This window comes from Actinoplanes sp. GCM10030250, assembly GCF_042666575.1.
Lineage (GTDB): Bacteria > Actinomycetota > Actinomycetes > Mycobacteriales > Micromonosporaceae > Actinoplanes.
In genome coordinates, this window is the sequence record NZ_JBHTDO010000003.1 from 254,392 (window position 1) to 274,078 (window position 19,687).

The window sequence follows — 19,687 nt, forward strand, 5'->3', positions numbered from 1 at the left end:
CGGCCGTGATCGACCGCCAATGATTTCCACTCGCGCGCTCTGCACGCTTTCTGTGGCGCGCGAGCCTCTGAGGCACGCGCGTTCTCACGGACAACGAGGGCACAGCATGCGACCCCGCCCTGGCATCGGGCGGGGTCGCACGTGACGGGTCAGTCGACGGTTCGGCGGCCGCGGCCGTCGTTGGGGAGGTCGGCCTCGATGTGCTCCTTGCGCACCTCGCCGCCGACGGTCTGCTGGTCGGTGACGGTTTCCTTGCCGAGGCGTACGCGCTCGACCGGAACCGCCTCGGTCTCGACCACGGGCCGCTCGGCGTGCAGCGTGACCTCGTGCTCGCTCTCGGAGATGGCCGGGCCGGAGAAGGCCGCGTCCCGGTTGACGTCGGTGATCGGCTCTCGTTCGAGGCGGACCTCTTCGCGCTGGACCGGTACCTCGACCTGCTCGGTTTCGGTGGTCACGTACTTGCGGAGCCGGGCCCGGCCGGCTTCCTCGCGCTCGGTGCCGACGGTGAGCCGCTCCTCGGAACGCGTCATCGCGTCGTTGCCGGCCCGCACGCCGGTCGAGGAGGTGCCGGTCGTCGACGTGTCTGTGTGCCGGCCCTCGGTCCTGCTGCGGCCGGTCTTGTTGTAGCTGGAGTCGGTGTAATCGGTGTCGTTGTAGCTCGACTCGCTGTAGCTCGACTCGTTGTAGCCCGACTCGCCGGAGCCGGAGCCGGAGTCGCGGTAGCCGCTGCCGGCGGAGGAACCGGCCTGGTAAGCGCGGTAGCTCTCGTTCCAGTCGATGCCGTAGTGCTCGTAGAGGCGATCCACCTCGCCCCGGGTCAGCGGCTCGTCGTGGGAGGCGTCGACGTTCGGCGCGTCCTTGACGGTCGCCTTGTCGAAGGGAACGACCAGCCGATCGCCCTGGACGTCGGCGTCCTGCAGCGGTACGAGCGACTCGTGCAGGCCGAAGAGTCCGGTCTGGACGCTTGCCCAGGATGGCTGCCCGACGGCGTCGCTCCACACGGCACCGACTTTGCCGATCTTGTCGCCGTCACGGTCGTACACCTCACGGCCGTAAAGGGTGTTGACCTGCTCCTGCGTCACCACGGGGGGCTCCTTTCGTTCGGTTGACCCCTCGGTACCCGCCGCCTCGCCGCCCATGCGAAACGAAATTCGCCATTTCGAGACACACGATTCGTGTTTGACACCGATTCCGCGGAAATACGCGCGCGGCCACTAATTGATCGCACGGCATTGATGATCTGCCTGCCGGGATGGGACCGGATCGCCACGACTGCCACCACGAGGGGTGACAGTCGAGCGCCCGGTGAGGAGCGCCCGGTGAGGAGCGCCCGGTGAGGAGCGCCCGGTGAGGAGCGCCCGGTGAGGAGCGCCCGGTCTCGAGCGGCGCAGCCGGGCCGCTGATGTTGAGGGCTTTCCCACCTCGGGGACGTGTTTCCCGGCCACGAACGGGTGGCGGCAAGGGGTGACTTCAGAGCGGGTGGTGGTTGGTCGGGCAGCTGGCCCGGGATCTGGGGCTTCTGGTCGACGAGATGCCGGCGGCCGGTAGCTCCGCCGCCGCCCGGCTGCGGCGCGAGATGCTCGGCGGCAAGGGCGCGAACCAGGCGGTGGCGCTGGCGCAGCTGGGTGCCGCGCCGGTGCTGGTGGCGGTCTGCGGCGATGACGCGGACCGTGGCGCGCTGCTCCGGTGCTCAGCTCAGGGGGCGGCTGACGTCCCAGTGCTCGACGATGAGGAAGTCCTCGAAGCGCCAGATGTCCACCACCGCCTCGCCGGGACCGCCCTCGGCCGGGGTCAGGTGGTAGTGGGCGACCACGAACTCCGGGTCGGCGATCACGTGCTGCAACTCGAGGGTGCTCGTCGCGATCGGTGAGCTCTTGATGTATTCGATCCAGGCGTCCCGGCCGGACGGGGCGCCGGGGCCGTGCGTCACGAAATCCTCTCGGATGATCTCGTAGAGCACGTCGGCGTCGCCTTGCGCGAACCGGCCGAAAGCATCCAGGAACCGCCTCTTGTTCTCCGCCGCGACATCGATGTCAGTCATGTCCCCACGGTCGCACCAGCACGGCCGGATGTCGATCGCCGATCGGACATAGCAACGACGAGCGCGTTTGTCCGGCGTTTCCGCGATGTCTGCCCGGATGTCCGGCCGGGGTGCGCCCGGACGGTCAATAAACCGCCTGCGCCACACACCGGCAGGCGTTTCCATCACGCTATTACCTGCGCCGCACAACTGGCTGAAAGTACGTTTCTCAGCGGCGCCAGGTTCGCATCCGCGGCCATTCGTGAGGCGCATTCCCAAGCCGTTTCCGTATCGTGGAGGAATTCATGCTGAACGCGATCACCGCTGGAGTCATGCTCGTCTCGTCGCTGAGCGCTCCGGCCACGGGCCTGCAGCTCACGCCGCCACCACCCGAAGACATGATCATCAAGGTGGTCACCGCCAACGGCAGCGGCTGCCCGAAAGGGACAGCCGAGGTGACGGTCTCCCCGGACAACAAGGCGTTCACCGTCGCATACAGCCAGTTCGTCGCCCAGGTCGGGCCGGAGGCCAAACCGACCGACTTCCGCAAGAACTGTCAGCTTGCCCTGGACGTGCACGTCCCGGAGGGATTCACGTACGCGATCGCCGGCGCCGACTACCGCGGATACGCCGGTCTCGAAGAGGGCGCGACCGGTTCCGAGACGGCGAGCTACTACTTCCAGGGCCAGCGGGGCACCACCCGGGTCCGGCACGACTTCCAGGGTTACATGGCGGAGAACTGGCAGCGCAGCGACGCGGTCGAGCTCACGTCGACGTCGTTCCTGCCGTGCGGCGAGAAGCGGCATCTCAACGTGAACACCGAACTGCGGGTCAACGCCGGCACCGCGAAGAGCGCCACCACCAACTTCCTGACGATGGACTCCTCCGACGGCAACCTCGAGACCGTCTACCACCTCTCCTGGATGGAGTGCTGATCCATCCCGCTGCCCGGCCGGCGCTCAGGCACGTCATGCGGCCCTGATCATGTGCCCCAGCGTCCGGCCGGGCAAGATCAGCCCTCGCGCACGCGCCGGGTCACGCCCGGGGCCAGGGAGTCCGGCGAGGCGTGACCGACGGGATCAGCTAGGCCGCGGATCAGCGGGCGGTGGGATCAGCGGGGCGGACGAGGCCGGCGTTGAAGGCGGCGATGACCAGCTGGGCGCGGTCGCGGGCGGCGAGCTTGGCCAGCAGGTGGGTGATGTGCGTCTTCACCGTCTTGATCGAGATGACGAGGGCCGCGGCGATCTCGTCGTTGGAGAGACCGTTTCCAATCAGCGCCAGGACCTCCACCTCGCGGGGGGTGAGTCCGCGTGGCGGTGCGGCGGGACGCTCCCGGCGGGGCTCGGCGACGTAGTGGGCGACCAGCCGGGTCAGGATGGACGGGGCGAAGAGGGACTCGCCGCGGTGGGTACGGCGTACCGCGTCGAGCAGCTCCTCCGGGCGGGCGTCCTTGAGCAGGAACCCGGAGGCGCCGGCGTGCAGGGCGGCGTAGACGTATTCGTCGAGCTCGAACATGCTCAGCACGAGCACCCGGGCGCCGGACAGCACGGGGTCGGCGCAGATCCGGCGGGTCGCCTCCAGGCCGTCGAGTCCGGGCATGCGTACGTCCATCAGGATCACGTCGGGCCTGGTCGCGCGGGCCCGCACCACGGCGTCCGCACCGTCACCGGCCTGTCCCACCACGGTCAGGTCCGGCTCGTTCTCGATGATCATGGCAAGGCTCTGCCGGAGCAGCGGCTGATCATCCACCAGCAGAACCCGCACGCCGGTCACGGGCAGCCCTCGCCGGGCATGCGAGCGGCAGGAGGGGCGCCGGTCACGAGCCGGCCTCGTCCGGGATGCGGGCGGTCAGCCGGAAGCCGCCGTCCACCCGCTCGGCGGAGAGGGTGCCGCCGAGGCTGCCGATCCGTTCGCGCAGGCCGGCGAGACCGTGCCCCGCGCCCGGCACCGCCCGCCAGCCGCTTCCTCCAGGGCCCCGGTCGGCGACGCTGACGATCACGAAACTTCCGTCGCGGTGCACGCGCACGGTCACGTCGCACGGACCGGCGTGACGGGCCGCGTTGCTGAGGCCCTCACGTACCGTTCGGCACACCGCGACCTGCACACCGAGCGTGACCTCACCGAGCGGCTCGGCGTCGAGGCTCGGCCGCAGACCGGCGGTCCCGGCGGCCCGGACGATCTCCGGCAGGGCGTCCAGGTTCTCCAGCGGGGTACGCGGACCCGCCGCCCCCGGCTCCCGCAGCACCGTGAGCATCCGGCGCAGCTCCGAGGTGGCATGGCGACTCGCCTCCTCGATGTCGGCGAGTGCCGCACCCACCTCAGGCGGTTTCGGCAGGTGCCGGGTGCTCGCCGCCCGTACGGTGATCAGCCCCAGCCCGTGCGACACCAGGTCGTGCAGATCCCGGGCGATCCGCAGGCGCTCCGCCAGGATCGCCTCGGTGGCCGCCCACTCGGTGAGCCTGCGCTCGTAGTCCGCGCGGTCCGCCCGCCACCGCCGCACCGCCCAGTAGACCGCCGTCGCCGCACCGCCCGCGATCAGCGCCGGGAGCAGCTTGGCCATCGGCCCGGAGACACCGACCGTGCACATCGCCAGCAGCAGCACGATCGCAACGACGCCGATCACCGGGATCGCGCGGTTGCGCCAGGCCGGGCGCGGATGAGCCAACACCCGCCCGACTGTAGACGTCAGACCAGGGTCCTAGACGGGCCGAATGCCGCGAGGACCAGGGTCGGAGACCGTCCGGAAAGCTGCGAACCTGGTCCGATGTGCCCCGCACCGCACACCGGTTGACTGGCGCAATGATCACGATTGACCGAGTGTGCAAGAGCCGGGGCCGCACCCGGATCCTGCACGACATCAGCTTCGAGGCCCACCCCGGAAGGGTGACCGGCTTCCTCGGCCCCAACGGCGCCGGCAAGACGTCGACGCTGCGCATCCTGCTCGGGCTGGACCGGCCGCAGAGTGGATCCGCGCTTGTCGACGGGCGGCCGTACGCGGCCTGGGACCGCCCCCTGACCACCGTCGGCGCCCTGCTCGACGGCAGCGGCGCGCACCGGGCCAGGTCCGCCCGCGCCCACCTGAAGTGGGTGGCCACCAGCAACGGCATTCCGCGTTCCCGCGTCGGCGAGGTGCTCGACATCGTCGGCCTGGCCGGTGACGCGGGCAAGCGCGCCGGCCGCTACTCGCTGGGCATGAGCCGCCGGCTCGGCCTGGCCGCGGCGCTGCTCGGCGATCCGCGCGTGCTGATCCTGGACGAGCCGGTCAACGGCCTCGACCCGGCCGGAATCCGCTGGATGCGCACGTTCCTGCGGGACAGCGCCGACGAGGGCCGCACCGTGCTGCTCTCCAGCCACCTGATGGGCGAGCTGGCCGAGATCGCCGACGACCTGGTGATCATCGACCACGGCCGGGTGGTGGCCCGCGGCACCCTCACCGAGATCACCGGCACGCACCCGACGCTGGAGGACGCCTTCCTGGCCCTCACCGCCGCGGGGCAGCCGTGGTGAACCTGATCCGCGCCGAACTCCGCAAACTCCTCGGCCTGCCGACCGCCTGGGTGGGCCTGGTGGCCGGGCTGGTGGCCGCGCCCGCGCTGGTGCTGATCAACGCGCCCGCGACCAATCGCGCGCTCGCCGACGGCGCCTACGGCGATCCGTCCGACATGGGTTTTCAGAACCTCGGCATCGGCCTGCTCGGCGCGATGATCCTCGGCGTGGTCGCGGTGAGCAGCGAGTACACCAGCACCGGCGACGACGCACCCCGGGCCCGCCAGCTCACCGCGACGCTCACGGCGGTGCCGCGGCGCACGCGCCTGCTGGCCGCCAAGGCGGCGGCGCTCAGCCTGGTGGTCACGGTCCAGGGCACGCTGACGGCCGTCGCGACGCTTGCGCTCACCGACATGCTTCACGGTACGGTCGTCCCGGCACCCGAACCCCACCGTGTGGTCGCGGCCGTCCTCTACTGGCTGTTGATCGGCCTTCTCGCGTACGCGATAACGCTGATCGCCCGCAACGGCATCATCACGCTGACCGTGCTCATCGTGAACAGCTCCGTCGTGTCGGTCTCCTACCTGCTCACCAAGGTGACACCCGCGGCCGCCTATCTCCCGGACATCGTCGGCGCCCACATGTTCCTGCGCGGCATCGACACCCCCGTCGAGATCCCCCCACTCACCGCCGGACTCGTGATGACCGCCTGGGTGGCCGCCTTCCTGGCCCTCGCCACCTACCTCTTCAACCGGCGCGACGCATGAACGCCGCCGAGCCGAGGTGGGACGCGTGAACGCCGTCCGGGCGGAGCTGCTCAAGATGGTCACGTTGCCGTCGCTCTGGATCACCGCGTCGCTGACCTGGGCGGTGACGCTGCTGCTGCGGGCGGTCGGCGCACCCGGTCCGGTTCCGGCGTACACCGCACCCGGCCTGCTGGTGTTCGGGGTGCTCGCGGCGGCGCACGAGTATCAGGGCGGCGGCCAGATCCGGACCACCCTGCTCGCGATGCCCCGCCGGACGCCCCTGGCAGCCGCCAAGGTGACAGGCCTGATCATCGTCGCGCTCCCGGTCTGCGCCGTGGTGGCGCTGATCGGGGGCGAGGCCCGCTCGGTACTGCCGCTGACCCTGTCCACGCTCGTGGCAGCCGGTGCGGGCGGTGCGCTCCGGAACCCTGTCGCCGGGGTGGGGACCGTACTCACCGCGTACGTGATCGTTGGCCCTGTCCTTCGAGCCCGCTTCCCCGCGAGCGCGCCCTGGCTCCCCGACACCGCCCTGTTCGAGCCCGGCCACGCCCTGTCCGCCGCCCTGCTCTGGGCCGCCGCCACCCTCCTCCTCTCCTCCCTCCTCCTCCACCGTGACCCCTGACGGCCTCTCCCCACGATCTTGGACATCTGAGCCGGTCCTGGCCGGTCCAGATGTCCAAGATCGACGGGACCCACCGCACGGCCCGGGAAGCGTCCTAGGAACCCATCCCAGAACCTCCTGGCGAATGGCTATGGACCGTTGCGGGGGTTTCCTAGATTATTGCGCGCAGCGCTTGCGGCCATGACATGTACATGCATCGTTCAAGTCCGCGACGCCGCTTGCTCACATCCCTTGGCAGCCGGTGGAGATACAGCGATGACGGAACGAGCGACGCTTGCGGAGATCCGCGAGCGCACATACAAGCGGCGCGATGCGTGGTGGACGGTCTGGCTGGTCGATCCGCTCGCGGCGCGGCTGGTCTGGCTGGTGGCGCCGTGGCGCTGGGTCACGCCGAACAGGCTGACCCTCGGTGCGTTCCTGGTCGGCCTCGGTTCGGCCGCCGCCTTCTGGCAGGGCGGGTACGGGTGGCTGCTGACCGGCGCGCTGCTGTTCCATCTGAGCTTCGTGCTGGACTGCATGGACGGCAAGATCGCCCGGCTGAACGGGACCGGTTCGATCTTCGGCACGTGGCTGGACTACGTCTTCGACAGGTTGCGGGTGGTGACGTGCGCGTTCGGCCTGTTCGGCGGGCAGTACGTGCGCACGGGCGAAACCGTCTACCTGTGGCTGGCGGCGGCCGTGATCTTCCTGGACATGTTCCGCTACCTGAACGCGCTCCAGATGCAGAAGGTCAAGCTGGGCATGAAGGAGCGGCTGCTCGCGGCCTCCGACGCGGCGGGACGGCCCCGGCCGCAGTTCGTGGAGGAGGGTGACGAGGACGCCGTCGCCACGGCCGCGGAGAAGGCACGCGAGGCGGCGCGTGAGACGGTCGACGTGCACGGCGACTTCCGTACGCGATTCGGCCTCTTCGTCAGCGTCCGCGACTTCCTGCTGCGCCAGCGGATCCGGGCGCACGTGTTCAGCGGCATCGAGTTCATGATGTTCGTGTTCATCGTCGGGCCGGTGATCAGCCAGATCGTGGTGACCACGGTGATCTCCGGTGTGCTGCTGGGCGGGTTCGAGGCCCTGCTGGTCTACAAGCTGTGGACCACGACGAAGACCTTCGGCAAGCGGATCGCCAAGCTCCAGAAGGCGGCGGCCCAGGCACAGCCCGCCATGGTGTGAGCGCGCCGCGGCCGGCCCGCCGTGGATGGGGGCCGGCCGCAACGCACCGGGTGACTCAGGACAACCGCACCGGCACCACCTCCGGCGCTCCCAGCCGGGTGGCGTCCGCCGTCTCGTCGTCCTGCTGCTCCTGGGAGGCGCGCTCGGCCGCCACCCGCAGGCGGTAGTTCTCCACCTCACGCTCGCGCTGCTCGGCGGTCCAGCCCAGGACCCGGCCCATCAGCTCGGCCACGTCCGGCGCCGCCACGACGCCGCGGTCGAAGGTCTCGATCGAGATCCGGGTACGCCGGGTCAGCACGTCCACCAGGTGCCGGGCGCCCTCGGCGGCGGCCGCGTAGACGAACTCGGCCCGCAGGTAGTCGTCGGCGCCCTCCATCGGCCGGCCCAGATCCGGGTCCTCGCGGATCAGGTCGAGCAGCTCACCGGTGAGCGAGCCGTACCGGCCGAGCAGGTGCTCGACCCGTGCCACGTGCAGCCCCGACTCCGCGGCGAGCAGCGCCCGCCGGTTCCACAGCGCCGGATAGCCCTCCGCGCCGACGAGCGGCACCCGGTCCGTGACGCAGCGCGGCACCGACCGGCCCAGGCTGTGCACGCACGCGTCGACAGCGTCGCGGGCCATCACCCGGTACGTCGTGTACTTGCCGCCGGCGACCACGACCAGCCCCGGAACCGGGCTGCCCACCATGTGCTCGCGGGACAGCTTCGAGGTGGACTCCGACTCGCCGGAGAGCAGCGGGCGCAACCCGGCGTAGACGCCCTGCACGTCGGCCCGTTCCAGCGGCCGGGACAGGACCTTGTTCACCTCGGTCAGCAGGTAGTCGATGTCCTTGCTGGACGCCGCGGGGTGCGCCTTGTCCAGCGACCAGTCCGTGTCGGTGGTGCCGACGATCCAGTGCCGGCCCCACGGGATCACGAACAGCACGCTCGTCGTGGTCCGCAGGATCAGGCCGGTCGAGGACTGGATCCGGTCCCGGGGCACCACCAGGTGGATGCCCTTCGAGGCGCGGACGTGGAACTGGCCCCGCTCCCCGATCAGCGACTGGGTCTCGTCGGTCCACACCCCACTGGCGTTGATCACCTGCTGGGCGCGGATCTCGAAGGTCCGGTCGTGTTCGAGGTCGTGCACCCGTACCCCGGTGACCCGCTCACCCTCGCGGAGGAAGCCGATCACCTCGGTGCGCGAGACGACGTGGGCTCCGTACGCGGCGGCCGTCCGGGCCAGGAACATGGTGTGCCGGGCGTCGTCGAGCTGCGCGTCGTAGTACTGCAGCGCACCGACCAGCGAGTCACTGCGCAGCGCGGGGCAGGCGCGCAGGGCACCACGCCGGGTCAGGTGCCGGTGGTGCGGCACCCCGGAACCCGCGCCGGACATGGCCATCGTGTCGTAGAGGGTGACGCCGGCTCCCGCGTACAGGCGTTCCCAGCCGCGGTGCTTGAGCGGGTAGAGGAAGCGGACCGGGCGGGCCAGGTGCGGTGCGAGGCGCTGGAGGATCAGGCCGCGTTCCCGCAGCGCCTCGCGTACCAGCCCGAAGTCCAGCATCTCCAGGTAGCGCAGCCCGCCGTGGATCAGCTTGCTGGACCGGCTGGACGTGCCGGAGGCGAAGTCGCGCGCCTCGACGAGGCCCACGGTCAGTCCCCGTGTGACCGCGTCGAGCGCGCAACCCGCACCCACCACTCCCCCACCGATCACCAGCACGTCGACCTCGGCCCCGGCGAGGGAGCTCAGGGCGGCGTCCCGGTAGGACGGAGACAGAGCAGTCATGATCAGTCCACATCCACCCAGTCGAGGGTCCGCTGCACCGCCTTCTTCCACTTGCCGAAGCCCTCGTCACGCTGTTCCGCGGACCAGTCCGGCTGCCAGCGCTGCGACTCGTTCCAGTTGTCGCGGAGCTCGTCGGTCGACTTCCAGAAACCAACAGCAAGACCTGCGGCGTACGCGGCACCCAGCGCTGTCGTCTCGGCCACCACCGGACGGCTGACCGGGACACCGAGCACGTCCGCCTGGATCTGCATGCACAGGTTGTTGACGGTGATCCCGCCGTCGACCTTGAGCACGTCCAGCGTCACACCGGAGTCCTGCGCCATCGCCTCGACCACGTCGCGGGTCTGGTAGCAGATCGACTCCAGGGTGGCGCGGGCGATGTGCGCGCCGGTGTTGAACCGGGACAGCCCGACGATCGCGCCGCGCGCGTCCGAGCGCCAGTAGGGTGCGAACAGGCCGGAGAACGCCGGCACGAAGAACACCCCGCCGTTGTCCGGCACCGACGCGGCGAGCGACTCGCTCTCGGCCGCGCTGTTGATGATGTGCAGCTGGTCGCGCAGCCATTGGACGGCCGAGCCGGTCACCGCGATGGAGCCCTCGAGAGCGTAGACCGGGGCGGCGTCGCCGAACTTGTAGCAGACGGTGGTGAGCAGCCCGTTCTCCGACCGGACCAGGTTCGTTCCGGTGTTGAGGAGCATGAAATTGCCCGTACCGTAGGTGTTCTTGGCCTCGCCCGGCGCGAAACACACCTGGCCGACCGTCGCGGCCTGCTGGTCGCCGAGATCGCCGGTGAGCGGGACGTCACCACCCAGCGGGCCCGGCACGTGGGCCCTGCCGTAGGTGTTCGGATCCGACGACGGCCGGATCTCCGGCAGCATCTGCCGGGGGATGTCGAAGAACGAGAGCAGCTCGTCGTCCCAGTCGAGGGTCTCGAGGTTCATCAGCATGGTGCGGCTGGCGTTGGTGACGTCGGTGAGGTGGTTGCCGCCGTCGACGCCGCCGGTGATGTTCCAGATCAGCCAGCTGTCGGTGTTGCCGAAGATCGCGTCGCCGCGCTCGGCCGCCTCGCGGACACCGTCGACGTTCTCCAGAATCCATTGGATCTTGCCGCCGGAGAAGTAGGTGGCCGGCGGCAGGCCGGCCTTGCGGCGGATGATGTCACCGCGCCCGTCCCGGTCGAGGGCGGAGGCGATTCTGTCGGTACGGGTGTCCTGCCACACGATCGCGTTGTAGTACGGCCGTCCGGTGCGCCGGTCCCACACCACAGTGGTCTCGCGCTGGTTCGTGATGCCCACCGCGGCCAGATCGCTCGCCCCGAGGTTCGATTTCTGCATGGCGGTACGCACGACGGCGACCGTCCGCTCCCAGATCTCGATCGGGTTGTGCTCGACCCAGCCGGCCTGCGGCAGGATCTGCTCGTGCTCGAGCTGGTGGCGGCCCACCTCGTTACCGCCATGGTCGAAGATCATGAACCTGGTGCTGGTGGTTCCCTGATCCACTGCGCCGACGAAGTCAGCCACGGTTGGCCTCCACGTTCTCTTCTGCTCGCGGGGTCGGCACCCGACCCGGTTCCGGGGGCTCGTCGATCGGCAGGAACCGACCGACCAGTTGCTGGTAGAGCCCGGCGCCGAGAATGCCACCGATGATCGGCGCGACGATCGGGATCCAGAAGTAGAGATACCCGGTCTGGTCGCGGAACGCGCCCCCGTAGCCCGTCAGGAAGCTGGCGAGTCGCGGGCCGAAGTCACGGGCCGGGTTGATCGCGTACCCGGCGTTGGTGCCCCACGCCATGCCGATCGCCACCACGATCAGGCCGATGACGAACGGCGCCAGGTTCGCCGCGGGCGGTGTGTTCGCCACGTCGGTCAGCGCGAGGATCAGGAACAGCAGGATCGCGGTGCCGATGATCTGGTCGCGGAACGCGCCCCACTCGCCGACCGGCAGCACGCCGTTGCCGGGCAGGGTGGAGAACACGCCCTGCGTCTTGATCGTCAGGCCGGGGTCCGCGGCGTGCAGCACCTCGGTGTAGTTCCAGCGCACCAGCAGCGCGGCGACGAACGCGCCGAGGAACTGGGCCAGTGAGTAGGGCAGTACCTTGCGCCACGAGAAGCCCTTGAAAACGGCGAGCGCGATGGTGACCGCCGGATTGAGATGGGCGCCGCTCACGCGGGCGGCGACATAGACGCCGAGTGTCACGCCGAGGCCCCAGGCCCAGGCGATGCTGTCGTGATCCCCGATGCCGGCCGCGGCGACCTGTGCCACCACTCCCACGCCGAACAGAATGAGAATCATCGTGCCGGCGAACTCAGCAACGAGTTCCCCGACCAGTCCGGGTGTTCTGGGTCGTGTAGCCATGCTCCCTCCCCCTGATCCGTTGCCTCGGACGCTAGGGAGGGGCCCGAAGTGGGGCAATGAACAGCGGTCGGCATTGTCGAACATCAATTACGGCGGGTCGTCACGCGGTGGCATAGAGTCCGAAACATGCCCGGAACGGTGCAGTCGATCGAGCGAGCGGCCGCGATCCTGCGGATCCTCGCCGGTGGGCCGGGCCGCCTGGGGCTGAGCGAGATCGCCCGCGCGCTGGACCTGGCCAAGGGCACCACCCACGGCATCCTGCGAACCCTGCAGATGGTCGGTTTCGTCGAGCAGGACCGGGTCTCCGGGCACTACCAGCTCGGCGGCGCCCTGCTGCACCTGGGCACCAGCTATCTCGACATCAACGAACTGCGATCCCGGTCGATCAACTGGGCCGATCCGCTGGCCGCCCGCAGCGGGGAGGCCGTGCGCATCGGTACGGTCCTCGAGGGCCGGGTCCTGGTGATACACCACGTCTTCCGCCCCGACGACACGTTCCAGACCCTCGACGTCGGTACGCTGCTGCCCCTGCACGCCACGGCGCTGGGCAAGGTGCTGCTGGCGTACCGGCCGTTCTCGGTGGGTGAGCTGGAGGCGTACACCCGCCTCACCGTCGTCGAACCGCGCGCCCTCGCCACCGCCCTGGAGCACGTGCGCGAGGTCGGCTGGGCCGCGGAGATCGAGGAGTTCCTGCTCGGCCAGGCGGCCATCGCCGCGCCGATCCGCGCCTACGGCGGCCTGGTCGTCGGCGCGATCGGCATCTCCGGACCGGTCGAGCGGCTCTGCGACAGCCGTTACCGGCCCCGCCCGAACCTCGTCACCTCCGTCCGCGACGCCGCTCGCGCCGTCTCGCGGGACCTGGGAGCAGCCCGATGACCGAGCGATACGTGGTCGCGATCGACCAGGGCACGACGTCCACCCGCTGCATCGTCTTCGACCGGCGCGGGCAGCTGGTGTCGCTCGCCCAGCAGGAACACAAACAACACTTCCCCAGGCCCGGGTGGGTCGAGCACGACGCCGCGGAGATCTGGCGCAACGTGGAGAAGCTCGCGCCGCGGGCGCTACGGATGGCCGGGATCTCACTCGAGCAGGTGGCCGCGCTGGGCATCGCGAACCAGCGGGAGACCACCGTCGTCTGGGATCGCAGCACCGGTACGCCTATCGGGCGCGCGATCATCTGGCAGGACACCCGTACCGACGCGCTGGTCCACGAACTGGCCGCCCGCCCGGACGCCAAGGAGGTCGAGGAACGCTCCGGCCTGCCGCTGGCCACCTACTTCTCCGGGCCGCGCCTGCGGTGGACCCTGGACCACACGCCCGGCCTGCGGGAACGGGCCGAACGCGGCGAGGTGCTCTGCGGAACCATGGAGACCTGGCTGATCTGGAACCTGACCGGCGGCCTGCACGTCACCGACGTGACGAACGCGAGCCGCACGATGCTGCTCGACGTCCACGCGCTGGACTGGTCGCCGAAATCCCTCGCGTTCTTCGGCATACCCCGGGCCATGCTGCCCGAGGTGCGGTCGTCGATCGGTGTCTTCGGCACGGCGACCGCGGCCTTCCCCGGCGTGCGGATCGGTGCGGCGCTCGGCGACCAGCAGGCGGCCCTGTTCGGGCAGACCTGTTTCACACCGGGCGAGGCGAAGTGCACGTACGGGACCGGCAGCTTCCTGCTGCTCAACACCGGCACCGAACCGGTACGGCCGGAACACGGGCTGCTCAGCACGGTGGCGTACCAGATCGCCGGCGAACCGGCCACGTACGCCCTCGAAGGCTCCATCGCGATCACCGGCTCGCTGGTGCAATGGTTCCGCGACCAGCTCGGGCTGATCTCCAGCGCGCCGGAGATCGAGACGCTCGCGCGCACCGTCGTGGACAACGGCGGCTGCTACATCGTCCCGGCCTTCTCCGGGCTCTACGCACCGTACTGGCGCAGTGAGGCGCGCGGCGTGATCGTGGGCCTGACGTCGTACATCACCAAGGGTCACCTGGCCCGGGCGGTGCTCGAGGCGACCGCGTGGCAGACGCGCGAGGTGGTCGACGCGATGAACGCGAACTCCGGGCTGACCCTGAGCACGCTCAAGGTCGACGGCGGGATGACCGCGGACAACCTGCTGATGCAGATGATCGCCGATGTGCTGGACGTGCCGCTGGTGCGGCCGCTCGCGGTGGAGACGGTGTCGCTGGGTGCGGCGTACGCGGCCGGGCTCGCGGTCGGTTACTGGCCGGATCTGGACGGGCTGCGCAGCAACTGGCACATCGCCGGGCAGTGGATGCCCGCCATGGACCCGGTGGTGCGCTCCACCGAGTTCGCCAACTGGCGGCGTGCGGTGGAGCGCACCTTCGACTGGATCCAGCCCACCTAGGCTCCGCGCCGGCCCTATTTTGTGGCGCGGCCGGTCAGCTTGTCGCGGAGCCGGTCCACCAGGCCGACGCCCGGGCCGACCAGCTTGTGGAAGAGCTCGGCGTTCGGTGCGGCCGGGTGCGGGCGGGTCGGTGCCAGCTTCTTGGCCGTCTCGACCTTGCCGGCCAGCTCCACCAGCTCCTCGTGGGGCACCACCCGCCGCAGCTCGGGGAACTGCTCGGACTCCTCGTCCTGCACGTGGTCGGCGAGCACGGTCTCCAGGGCGCGCAGCGCCTCGTCGAACTCGGGCGTCGACACGTCCAGGTCCTCGAGCCGCTTCATCGTCTGCTCGAGTTCCTTGTGCTCCTCGACGTCGTGCTCCACGGCCTTGTCGCCGCCGTCCAGGTACTTGCGCATGACCGGGTAGACGTACATCTCCTCGGCCACCGCGTGCCGCACCAGCTCGCTGATGGCGGTGTCGGTCAGGTCCCGGCGGATCATCGGATCCGCCACCGACCAGATGTTGCCGATCAGTGCGGTGACGTCACGGTGGTCGCTGACGAGGACGTCGATCACGTCCCCGCCGTTCTGGGGGCTCGTCACGGTTCCTCCTACAGGCATGGGCATGTGTACGACGTCCGCCTACCCGCGATCGGCCCGATCATGCCTCAGTAGGCGGCCGCACCCAGCTGGCGTGAGTCCGCCTCGCGGAAGCCTCGGCAGTGGCCGCAGACCAGGTAGGTGCGGCTCGGCTTGACCGGGAACAGCGGGATGAAGAACAGGGTGAACTTCGTGGAGCGCCGCAGCACCGACTGGGGCGCCTGGAAGCCGCAGATCTCGCAGGTCATGGTGCGGGTGGCGACCATGTGGTCCTTGGTCCGAAGACCGAACAGCAGGAACAACGGGTTCTCCCTCGACTCGGCGCGTCTCAATCATGGTGTTACCCATCCGCAAACTCCTCACCCGTCCCGGTAGGGTCCGGGCGCATGGTGAGAGGGTTCGGCGGGCTCTGGGCGGCGTACGCGATCAGCACGCTCGGCACCTGGCTCGCCTTCGACGCGTTCCCGCTGATCGCCATCCTGGCCCTGGACGCCGGCCCCGTACAGGTGTCGCTGCTGGCCGCGGCGGGTCTCGCGGTCGGTGCCGTGGTGGCGGTGCCGCTCGGTCCGTGGGTCGAGTTCCGCCGCAAGCGCCCGGTGATGATCGCGATGGACGTGATCCGGTTCACCGTGCTGCTCACCGTCCCGGTCGCGTACGCCCTCGGCCTGCTCACCCTCGCCCAGCTGATCGTGGTCTCGGTGGTGACCGCGGCGGCCGACATCACGTTCACCGCGGCGGCCGGCGCCTTCCTGAAGTGGCTGGTGCCACGTGATCAGCTGCTGACCGCCAACGCCCGGTTCGAGTCGACCATGTGGGTCGCGACCGTCGTCGGGCCACCGGCGGGCGGGGCTGCGGTCGGGTTGTTCGGGCCGGTGCTCACCGTCACCGCCAACGCGGTCAGTTTCCTGCTCTCCGCGGTCGCCCTGCGCGGCATCGGACGCGGCGAGCCGGTACCCGCTCCACCGGCACCGGCGACCGGGAAGATCCGTGAAGGGTGGCGTTTCCTGCTCACCCATCCGCGGCTGCGCCCGCTCTTCCTGAACACCATCCTGGTGAACGCCCTGATCATGGCACCCGCACCGCTGGTGGCCGTGCTGATGCTCAAGACCCTCGCATTTCCGCCCTGGCAATACGGGCTCGCGTTCGCCGTACCGTGCCTGGGTGGTCTTCTCGGGTCACGCCTGGCCCGGCGCCTGGTCGCCCGGCACGGCCACCACCGGGTCCTGGTCGTCGCCGGGACCCTGCGCGCGTGCTGGGGCATCGGCCTGGCGTTCCTGGTGCCCGGCCCGGCCGGGCTGGCTCTCGTGATGGTGATCGAATTCGGTCTGATCACCTCCGCGGGTGTCTACAACCCGGTGCTCGCCACCGAGCGCCTGACGCTGACCCCGCCGGACCGGGTGGCGCGGGTACTCACCGCCTGGTCGGTGACGAGCAAGGCCACGACCGCCGCCTGCACCGCCCTGTGGGGGCTGGTCGCCGCGGTCGCCGGCGTCCGGGGCGCGATCGCGATCGCCGGTGTGCTCCTGCTCGCGACCCCGCTGCTGCTGCCCCGCCGCCGCCCCCGCGATCCGGCAGCCGAGGTGTACCGGGCCGAAATCCTTCAGTAGGTGGCGCGCCGACCGACTTTGCCTGGTCGACGGTAGAAGCTCGAGAGGCAAAGGCAGGCTTGGCTGTGCAGAGTTCCGCGGTTTACGACCAGATCCCCGTTGTGCGTGCGACCGGCCGGGGCACCACCACCCTCTCCGCGTTCCACGACGCGCTGGTGGCCGCCGACATCGCCGTCTACAACCTGGTCCGGCTGTCGAGCGTGATCCCGCCCGGCACCAGCGTCGACCCCAGCGGCAAGGCACCGGTGCCGCAGGGCGCGTGGGGCGACAAGCTGTACTGTGTCTACGCCGAGCAGTACGCCACCGACCCCGGCGAGCAGGCGTGGGCCGGCATCGGCTGGGTCCAGCGCCTCGACGGCAAGGGCGGCCTGTTCGTCGAGCACGAGGGCACCAGCGAGGGCTACGTGACGAACGCGATCAAGAACAGCCTGCGTGACCTGGTCCGCGGCCACGAGGAGGGCTTCACCGACCCCGACTTCGTGGTGCACGGCGTGGTCTGCGAGAGCGACCCGGTCTGCGCGCTCGTCGTCGCCCCGTACGAGACCGCCACCTGGGCCGGCGCCGCCCGCCCGTGACCCGGCTGAACACGGCGCTGGCCGGCCGACAGGTCCGGCCCGCTCCGCCGGCAAAACGCCGTACAGTGATTTGACGCTCACCGTGTGAAACTCGAACGGTGTCCACACTCGGCAAACGCTGGCGGATCATCCTCACGGTCGGCGGCGCTCTGATCGCCGCCATCCTGGGCGCGGCGGCTCAGGAGGTTCTCGATACCAACATGCGCATGGCCGCGGCCGCCGTCGTTCTCGTCGGCCTGACGGCCATCGCCTCGTTCGCCGCCCTCGTGGCGCTCGTCGAGTCGAGGAAGAACGCCGATGTTGACCTCCTCGCGACGCTGCGGGGCGTGGCGGTTGTCCAGGAACGGTCCATGCAGCGCCTGGCCGGCGAGGTTGCAACACTGTCGAGGCACATCGGGCTGCGCGTCGACACGATGATGCTGTCCGAGCTGAACACCGGCAAGTCCCTCGACCACGACCGGACCGTCCAGTTGATGCTCACCGCCACCCGGGAACTGAAAATCCTGGATATCCTCATGGAGGACGGGCGGTGGCCGGACGAGGTCATGGACCGGGCGTACCAGGACAACGCGTTCGATGCGTTCTTCGCCGTGTTGCGCCGGCCCGGTGGCGTGTCGTACAAGCGGATCATCCAGGTGGCCGACCCGGCGCAGTCGCTGTGCCACGCCCAAACCCCGAACCTGATTCGGCACTGCCACACCATCCTGGAACTGCAGTCCCGGCAGGGCGCCAAGGCTTCGCTGCGAGTCACCCGGCAGCGGTTCCCGTTCAAATTCATCCTCATCGACGACAGCGCCGTGGTGCTGCAGTTGCAGGAGTACGGCGACAGCTCCGCGGATCTCCGGATCTGGGGCGAGGTCCTGATCACCGACCCGGGCAACCAGCTGATCGAGGTGTTCCGCAACATCTGGGACGAGATCATGGACGACCCCTCGACCAGGACGGTCAAGGTCGGGGACCTACCACCGAAACATCTTGTCGCCGAGGAACCGTCAGGCAGCCTTAACGGAAGCCGTCCGCCGGCGCCCGGCCACGATCACGATCGTCATGCTCGTGCCGAGAACGGCGAGGTACGCCACGAACGCCACGTGAGCGAACGACCAGACAGGGAACGTGGCCAGGGTGATCAGGGCACTGACCGTGAGGCACCCGTACGTCAGCCATGACTCGCTCCGCGGATGCCGCGCGGCCTTGCGGTAGGTCGGGATCGACGCCAGAGCATCGGCCAGGACGGCGAAACCGATCGCGAACTCACCCCGCCGGAGGAGGATCCAGAGCACGAGACCCGCGATCGACAGGACGCCGCAGGCCAGGTCTAGCCGGGTGACGGTCCATCGCGCCGACCGGCGAACCAGCAGGACGACGACGACCGCGGCCGGACCCAGACCGGTGAAAAGGGTGACCAGAGCTGGAAGCCCGGCGCCGTCGTGCACCTGCGCCGCGAACGCCACGGCCGGAGCTAGAGCCCAAATCGTCCACGTGACGGCATGGGGCTGAATTTGACCCTTGATCTGGCGGTACAGGTATGACGCCGCACCGGCTGAGTTGCAGAGCAGCGCGAGGAACACGAAGTTGGCGTTGATCAACAGTGGCTCCCGGCCTCTTTCCCGGCGAGCGTAGCGTCCGGCGCCGTCCCGATCCCCCGATATTCCGGCGTGGCGCGTGCTCTCCGTCACGGTCGAGGTGCGGAATCGTGTGCGGGGCGGGGAGGTTCGCGCTGACATGACGACAATCGGACTCATCGGCAGCGGCAACATCGGAAGCGCCGTGGCGCACCTCGCGGTGGCGGCCGGTCATGACGTGGTGCTGAGCAACTCCCGCGGACCCGAGACCCTCCAGGAACTGGTCTCCGAACTGGGACCCAGGGCCCGGGCGGCGACACCCGCCGAGGCGGCCTCGGGTGCGGACTTCGTGGTGGTGACCGTGCCGCTGAAGGCGTACCGGGAGGTTCCGGCGGACGCGCTGGCCGGCAAGATCGTCATCGACACGAACAACTACTACCCCGAGCGGGACGGTGTGTTCCCGGAGCTGGAGGACGGCTCCAGCACCACCGGTGAGCTGCTGCAGGGGCACCTTCCCCAGTCGCAGGTGGTGAAGGGCTTCAACAACATCTGGTACGGGCACCTGCGCTCGCTGGCCCGGCCGTCGGGTGCGGCGGACCGGTCGGCGCTGCCGATCGCCGGTGATGACGAGGGTGCCAAGAAGGTGGTCACCGAGTTCCTCGACAGCATCGGGTACGACAGCGTCGACGTGGGGCCGCTCGCGGAGAACTGGCGTACTCAGCGGGACACGCCGGTCTATGTCGGCACGTACGGGGAATACGGAGTACTGCCGGGTACTCCGGCGGGTGCGGATGTCGTACGCGAGAGGGTGTCCGCGGCGAAGCCCACCGCGGCCTGAACCTTC

At 69.8% G+C, this 19,687-nt stretch carries 20 protein-coding genes and 1 pseudogene; 12 read left to right on the top strand and 9 right to left on the bottom strand.

From position 1 onward, the window contains the following. Window positions 1-149 precede the first annotated feature (149 nt). Entirely contained in the window at window positions 150-1,085 is a 936-nt protein-coding gene (locus ACFQV6_RS06815; protein WP_378026478.1) for a DUF2382 domain-containing protein, read from the bottom strand. 446 nt (window positions 1,086-1,531) lie between these two features. On the opposite strand from ACFQV6_RS06815, the pseudogene ACFQV6_RS06820 reads away from it, so the two are divergent. Beyond that, window positions 1,532-1,606: pseudogene (locus ACFQV6_RS06820) on the top strand (hypothetical protein); the annotation flags it as partial. 84 nt (window positions 1,607-1,690) lie between these two features. On the opposite strand, the gene ACFQV6_RS06825 reads toward ACFQV6_RS06820, so the two are convergent. Further along, window positions 1,691-2,041 (bottom strand): nuclear transport factor 2 family protein, encoded by a 351-nt coding sequence (locus tag ACFQV6_RS06825; RefSeq protein ID WP_378026688.1) that lies wholly within the window; start codon window positions 2,039-2,041, stop codon window positions 1,691-1,693. Between the two features lie 284 nt (window positions 2,042-2,325). On the opposite strand from ACFQV6_RS06825, the gene ACFQV6_RS06830 reads away from it, so the two are divergent. Next, window positions 2,326-2,955 (top strand): DUF4360 domain-containing protein, encoded by a 630-nt coding sequence (locus tag ACFQV6_RS06830; protein ID WP_378026479.1) that lies wholly within the window; start codon window positions 2,326-2,328, stop codon window positions 2,953-2,955. A gap of 160 nt (window positions 2,956-3,115) precedes the next feature. Here the strand turns inward: ACFQV6_RS06830 and ACFQV6_RS06835 are convergent, their stop codons facing one another. Then, window positions 3,116-3,793: a response regulator gene (locus ACFQV6_RS06835; protein WP_378026480.1), complete on the bottom strand. Its 678-nt coding sequence runs from the start codon at window positions 3,791-3,793 to the stop codon at window positions 3,116-3,118. 43 nt (window positions 3,794-3,836) lie between these two features. Further along, the gene (locus ACFQV6_RS06840; protein WP_378026481.1) at window positions 3,837-4,688 is read right to left on the bottom strand and encodes a sensor histidine kinase; all 852 of its coding nucleotides are present in this window, start codon (window positions 4,686-4,688) and stop codon (window positions 3,837-3,839) included. A gap of 131 nt (window positions 4,689-4,819) precedes the next feature. Between ACFQV6_RS06840 and ACFQV6_RS06845 the strand changes: the two genes are divergently transcribed. The 4 genes from ACFQV6_RS06845 to ACFQV6_RS06860 all read left to right on the top strand — a co-directional run bounded on the left by ACFQV6_RS06845 (window position 4,820) and on the right by ACFQV6_RS06860 (window position 8,038). After that, the gene (locus tag ACFQV6_RS06845; RefSeq protein ID WP_378026482.1) at window positions 4,820-5,527 is read left to right on the top strand and encodes an ABC transporter ATP-binding protein; all 708 of its coding nucleotides are present in this window, start codon (window positions 4,820-4,822) and stop codon (window positions 5,525-5,527) included. Next, window positions 5,524-6,273, top strand: a complete 750-nt coding sequence (locus ACFQV6_RS06850; RefSeq protein WP_378026483.1) for an ABC transporter permease — start codon at window positions 5,524-5,526, stop codon at window positions 6,271-6,273. The genes ACFQV6_RS06845 and ACFQV6_RS06850 overlap by 4 nt, the downstream gene beginning before the upstream one ends. Window positions 6,274-6,298: 25 nt before the next feature. After that, complete coding sequence (locus ACFQV6_RS06855) at window positions 6,299-6,874, top strand: hypothetical protein (protein WP_378026484.1); 576 nt, start codon at window positions 6,299-6,301, stop codon at window positions 6,872-6,874. Between the two features lie 255 nt (window positions 6,875-7,129). Further along, window positions 7,130-8,038: a CDP-alcohol phosphatidyltransferase family protein gene (locus ACFQV6_RS06860; RefSeq protein WP_378026485.1), complete on the top strand. Its 909-nt coding sequence runs from the start codon at window positions 7,130-7,132 to the stop codon at window positions 8,036-8,038. A gap of 55 nt (window positions 8,039-8,093) precedes the next feature. Here ACFQV6_RS06860 and ACFQV6_RS06865 read toward each other — a convergent pair whose 3' ends face one another. From ACFQV6_RS06865 to ACFQV6_RS06875, 3 genes are read right to left on the bottom strand one after another with little or no spacing between them, the layout of a single operon-like run. Next, window positions 8,094-9,800, bottom strand: a complete 1,707-nt coding sequence (locus ACFQV6_RS06865; RefSeq protein WP_378026486.1) for a glycerol-3-phosphate dehydrogenase/oxidase — start codon at window positions 9,798-9,800, stop codon at window positions 8,094-8,096. A 2-nt stretch (window positions 9,801-9,802) separates the two neighbouring features. Continuing rightward, the gene (gene glpK, locus ACFQV6_RS06870) at window positions 9,803-11,320 is read right to left on the bottom strand and encodes a glycerol kinase GlpK (protein WP_378026487.1); all 1,518 of its coding nucleotides are present in this window, start codon (window positions 11,318-11,320) and stop codon (window positions 9,803-9,805) included. After that, a complete protein-coding gene (locus ACFQV6_RS06875) occupies window positions 11,313-12,155 on the bottom strand; it encodes an MIP/aquaporin family protein (RefSeq protein ID WP_378026488.1) in 843 nt (280 codons plus the stop codon). Before ACFQV6_RS06875 ends, glpK (ACFQV6_RS06870) begins: the two co-directional genes overlap by 8 nt. 126 nt (window positions 12,156-12,281) lie before the next feature. Between ACFQV6_RS06875 and ACFQV6_RS06880 the strand changes: the two genes are divergently transcribed. Beyond that, window positions 12,282-13,031: an IclR family transcriptional regulator gene (locus ACFQV6_RS06880; protein ID WP_378026489.1), complete on the top strand. Its 750-nt coding sequence runs from the start codon at window positions 12,282-12,284 to the stop codon at window positions 13,029-13,031. Continuing rightward, window positions 13,028-14,521 carry a glycerol kinase GlpK gene (gene glpK, locus ACFQV6_RS06885; RefSeq protein ID WP_378026490.1) on the top strand — a complete coding sequence of 498 codons (1,494 nt, stop codon included), beginning with the start codon at window positions 13,028-13,030 and terminating at the stop codon, window positions 14,519-14,521. Before ACFQV6_RS06880 ends, glpK (ACFQV6_RS06885) begins: the two co-directional genes overlap by 4 nt. A 14-nt stretch (window positions 14,522-14,535) precedes the next feature. Here glpK (ACFQV6_RS06885) and ACFQV6_RS06890 read toward each other — a convergent pair whose 3' ends face one another. Further along, window positions 14,536-15,102 (bottom strand): hemerythrin domain-containing protein, encoded by a 567-nt coding sequence (locus ACFQV6_RS06890; RefSeq protein WP_378026491.1) that lies wholly within the window; start codon window positions 15,100-15,102, stop codon window positions 14,536-14,538. Between the two features lie 65 nt (window positions 15,103-15,167). After that, window positions 15,168-15,401, bottom strand: a complete 234-nt coding sequence (locus tag ACFQV6_RS06895; protein ID WP_378026492.1) for a zinc-ribbon domain-containing protein — start codon at window positions 15,399-15,401, stop codon at window positions 15,168-15,170. An 84-nt stretch (window positions 15,402-15,485) separates the two neighbouring features. Here ACFQV6_RS06895 and ACFQV6_RS06900 point away from each other — a divergent pair, with 84 nt between their 5' ends. From ACFQV6_RS06900 to ACFQV6_RS06915, 4 genes are all read left to right on the top strand, one after another. Further along, window positions 15,486-16,706, top strand: coding sequence for an MFS transporter (locus ACFQV6_RS06900; protein WP_378026493.1), 1,221 nt, complete (start codon window positions 15,486-15,488; stop codon window positions 16,704-16,706). A gap of 65 nt (window positions 16,707-16,771) precedes the next feature. Next, window positions 16,772-17,281 carry a pyruvoyl-dependent arginine decarboxylase gene (locus tag ACFQV6_RS06905; RefSeq protein WP_378026494.1) on the top strand — a complete coding sequence of 170 codons (510 nt, stop codon included), beginning with the start codon at window positions 16,772-16,774 and terminating at the stop codon, window positions 17,279-17,281. Window positions 17,282-17,379: 98 nt separating this feature from the next. Continuing rightward, window positions 17,380-18,447, top strand: a complete 1,068-nt coding sequence (locus ACFQV6_RS06910; protein ID WP_378026495.1) for a hypothetical protein — start codon at window positions 17,380-17,382, stop codon at window positions 18,445-18,447. Between the two features lie 556 nt (window positions 18,448-19,003). Further along, window positions 19,004-19,681, top strand: a complete 678-nt coding sequence (locus ACFQV6_RS06915; RefSeq protein WP_378026496.1) for an NADPH-dependent F420 reductase — start codon at window positions 19,004-19,006, stop codon at window positions 19,679-19,681. Window positions 19,682-19,687 lie beyond the last annotated feature (6 nt).

Excerpts from the sequence above, each read along its gene's own strand:
- ACFQV6_RS06860 (WP_378026485.1), top strand. The coding sequence starts at position 7,130 with ATGACGGAACGAGCGACGCTTGCGGAGATCCGCGAGCGCACATACAAG.
- ACFQV6_RS06865 (WP_378026486.1), bottom strand. The coding sequence starts at position 9,800 with ATGACTGCTCTGTCTCCGTCCTACCGGGACGCCGCCCTGAGCTCCCTC.
- ACFQV6_RS06845 (WP_378026482.1), top strand. The coding sequence starts at position 4,820 with ATGATCACGATTGACCGAGTGTGCAAGAGCCGGGGCCGCACCCGGATC.
- ACFQV6_RS06830 (WP_378026479.1), top strand. The coding sequence starts at position 2,326 with ATGCTGAACGCGATCACCGCTGGAGTCATGCTCGTCTCGTCGCTGAGC.
- glpK (WP_378026490.1), top strand. The coding sequence starts at position 13,028 with ATGACCGAGCGATACGTGGTCGCGATCGACCAGGGCACGACGTCCACC.
- ACFQV6_RS06915 (WP_378026496.1), top strand. The coding sequence starts at position 19,004 with ATGACGACAATCGGACTCATCGGCAGCGGCAACATCGGAAGCGCCGTG.
- ACFQV6_RS06825 (WP_378026688.1), bottom strand. The coding sequence starts at position 2,041 with ATGACTGACATCGATGTCGCGGCGGAGAACAAGAGGCGGTTCCTGGAT.
- ACFQV6_RS06880 (WP_378026489.1), top strand. The coding sequence starts at position 12,282 with ATGCCCGGAACGGTGCAGTCGATCGAGCGAGCGGCCGCGATCCTGCGG.
- ACFQV6_RS06900 (WP_378026493.1), top strand. The coding sequence starts at position 15,486 with ATGGTGAGAGGGTTCGGCGGGCTCTGGGCGGCGTACGCGATCAGCACG.
- ACFQV6_RS06875 (WP_378026488.1), bottom strand. The coding sequence starts at position 12,155 with ATGGCTACACGACCCAGAACACCCGGACTGGTCGGGGAACTCGTTGCT.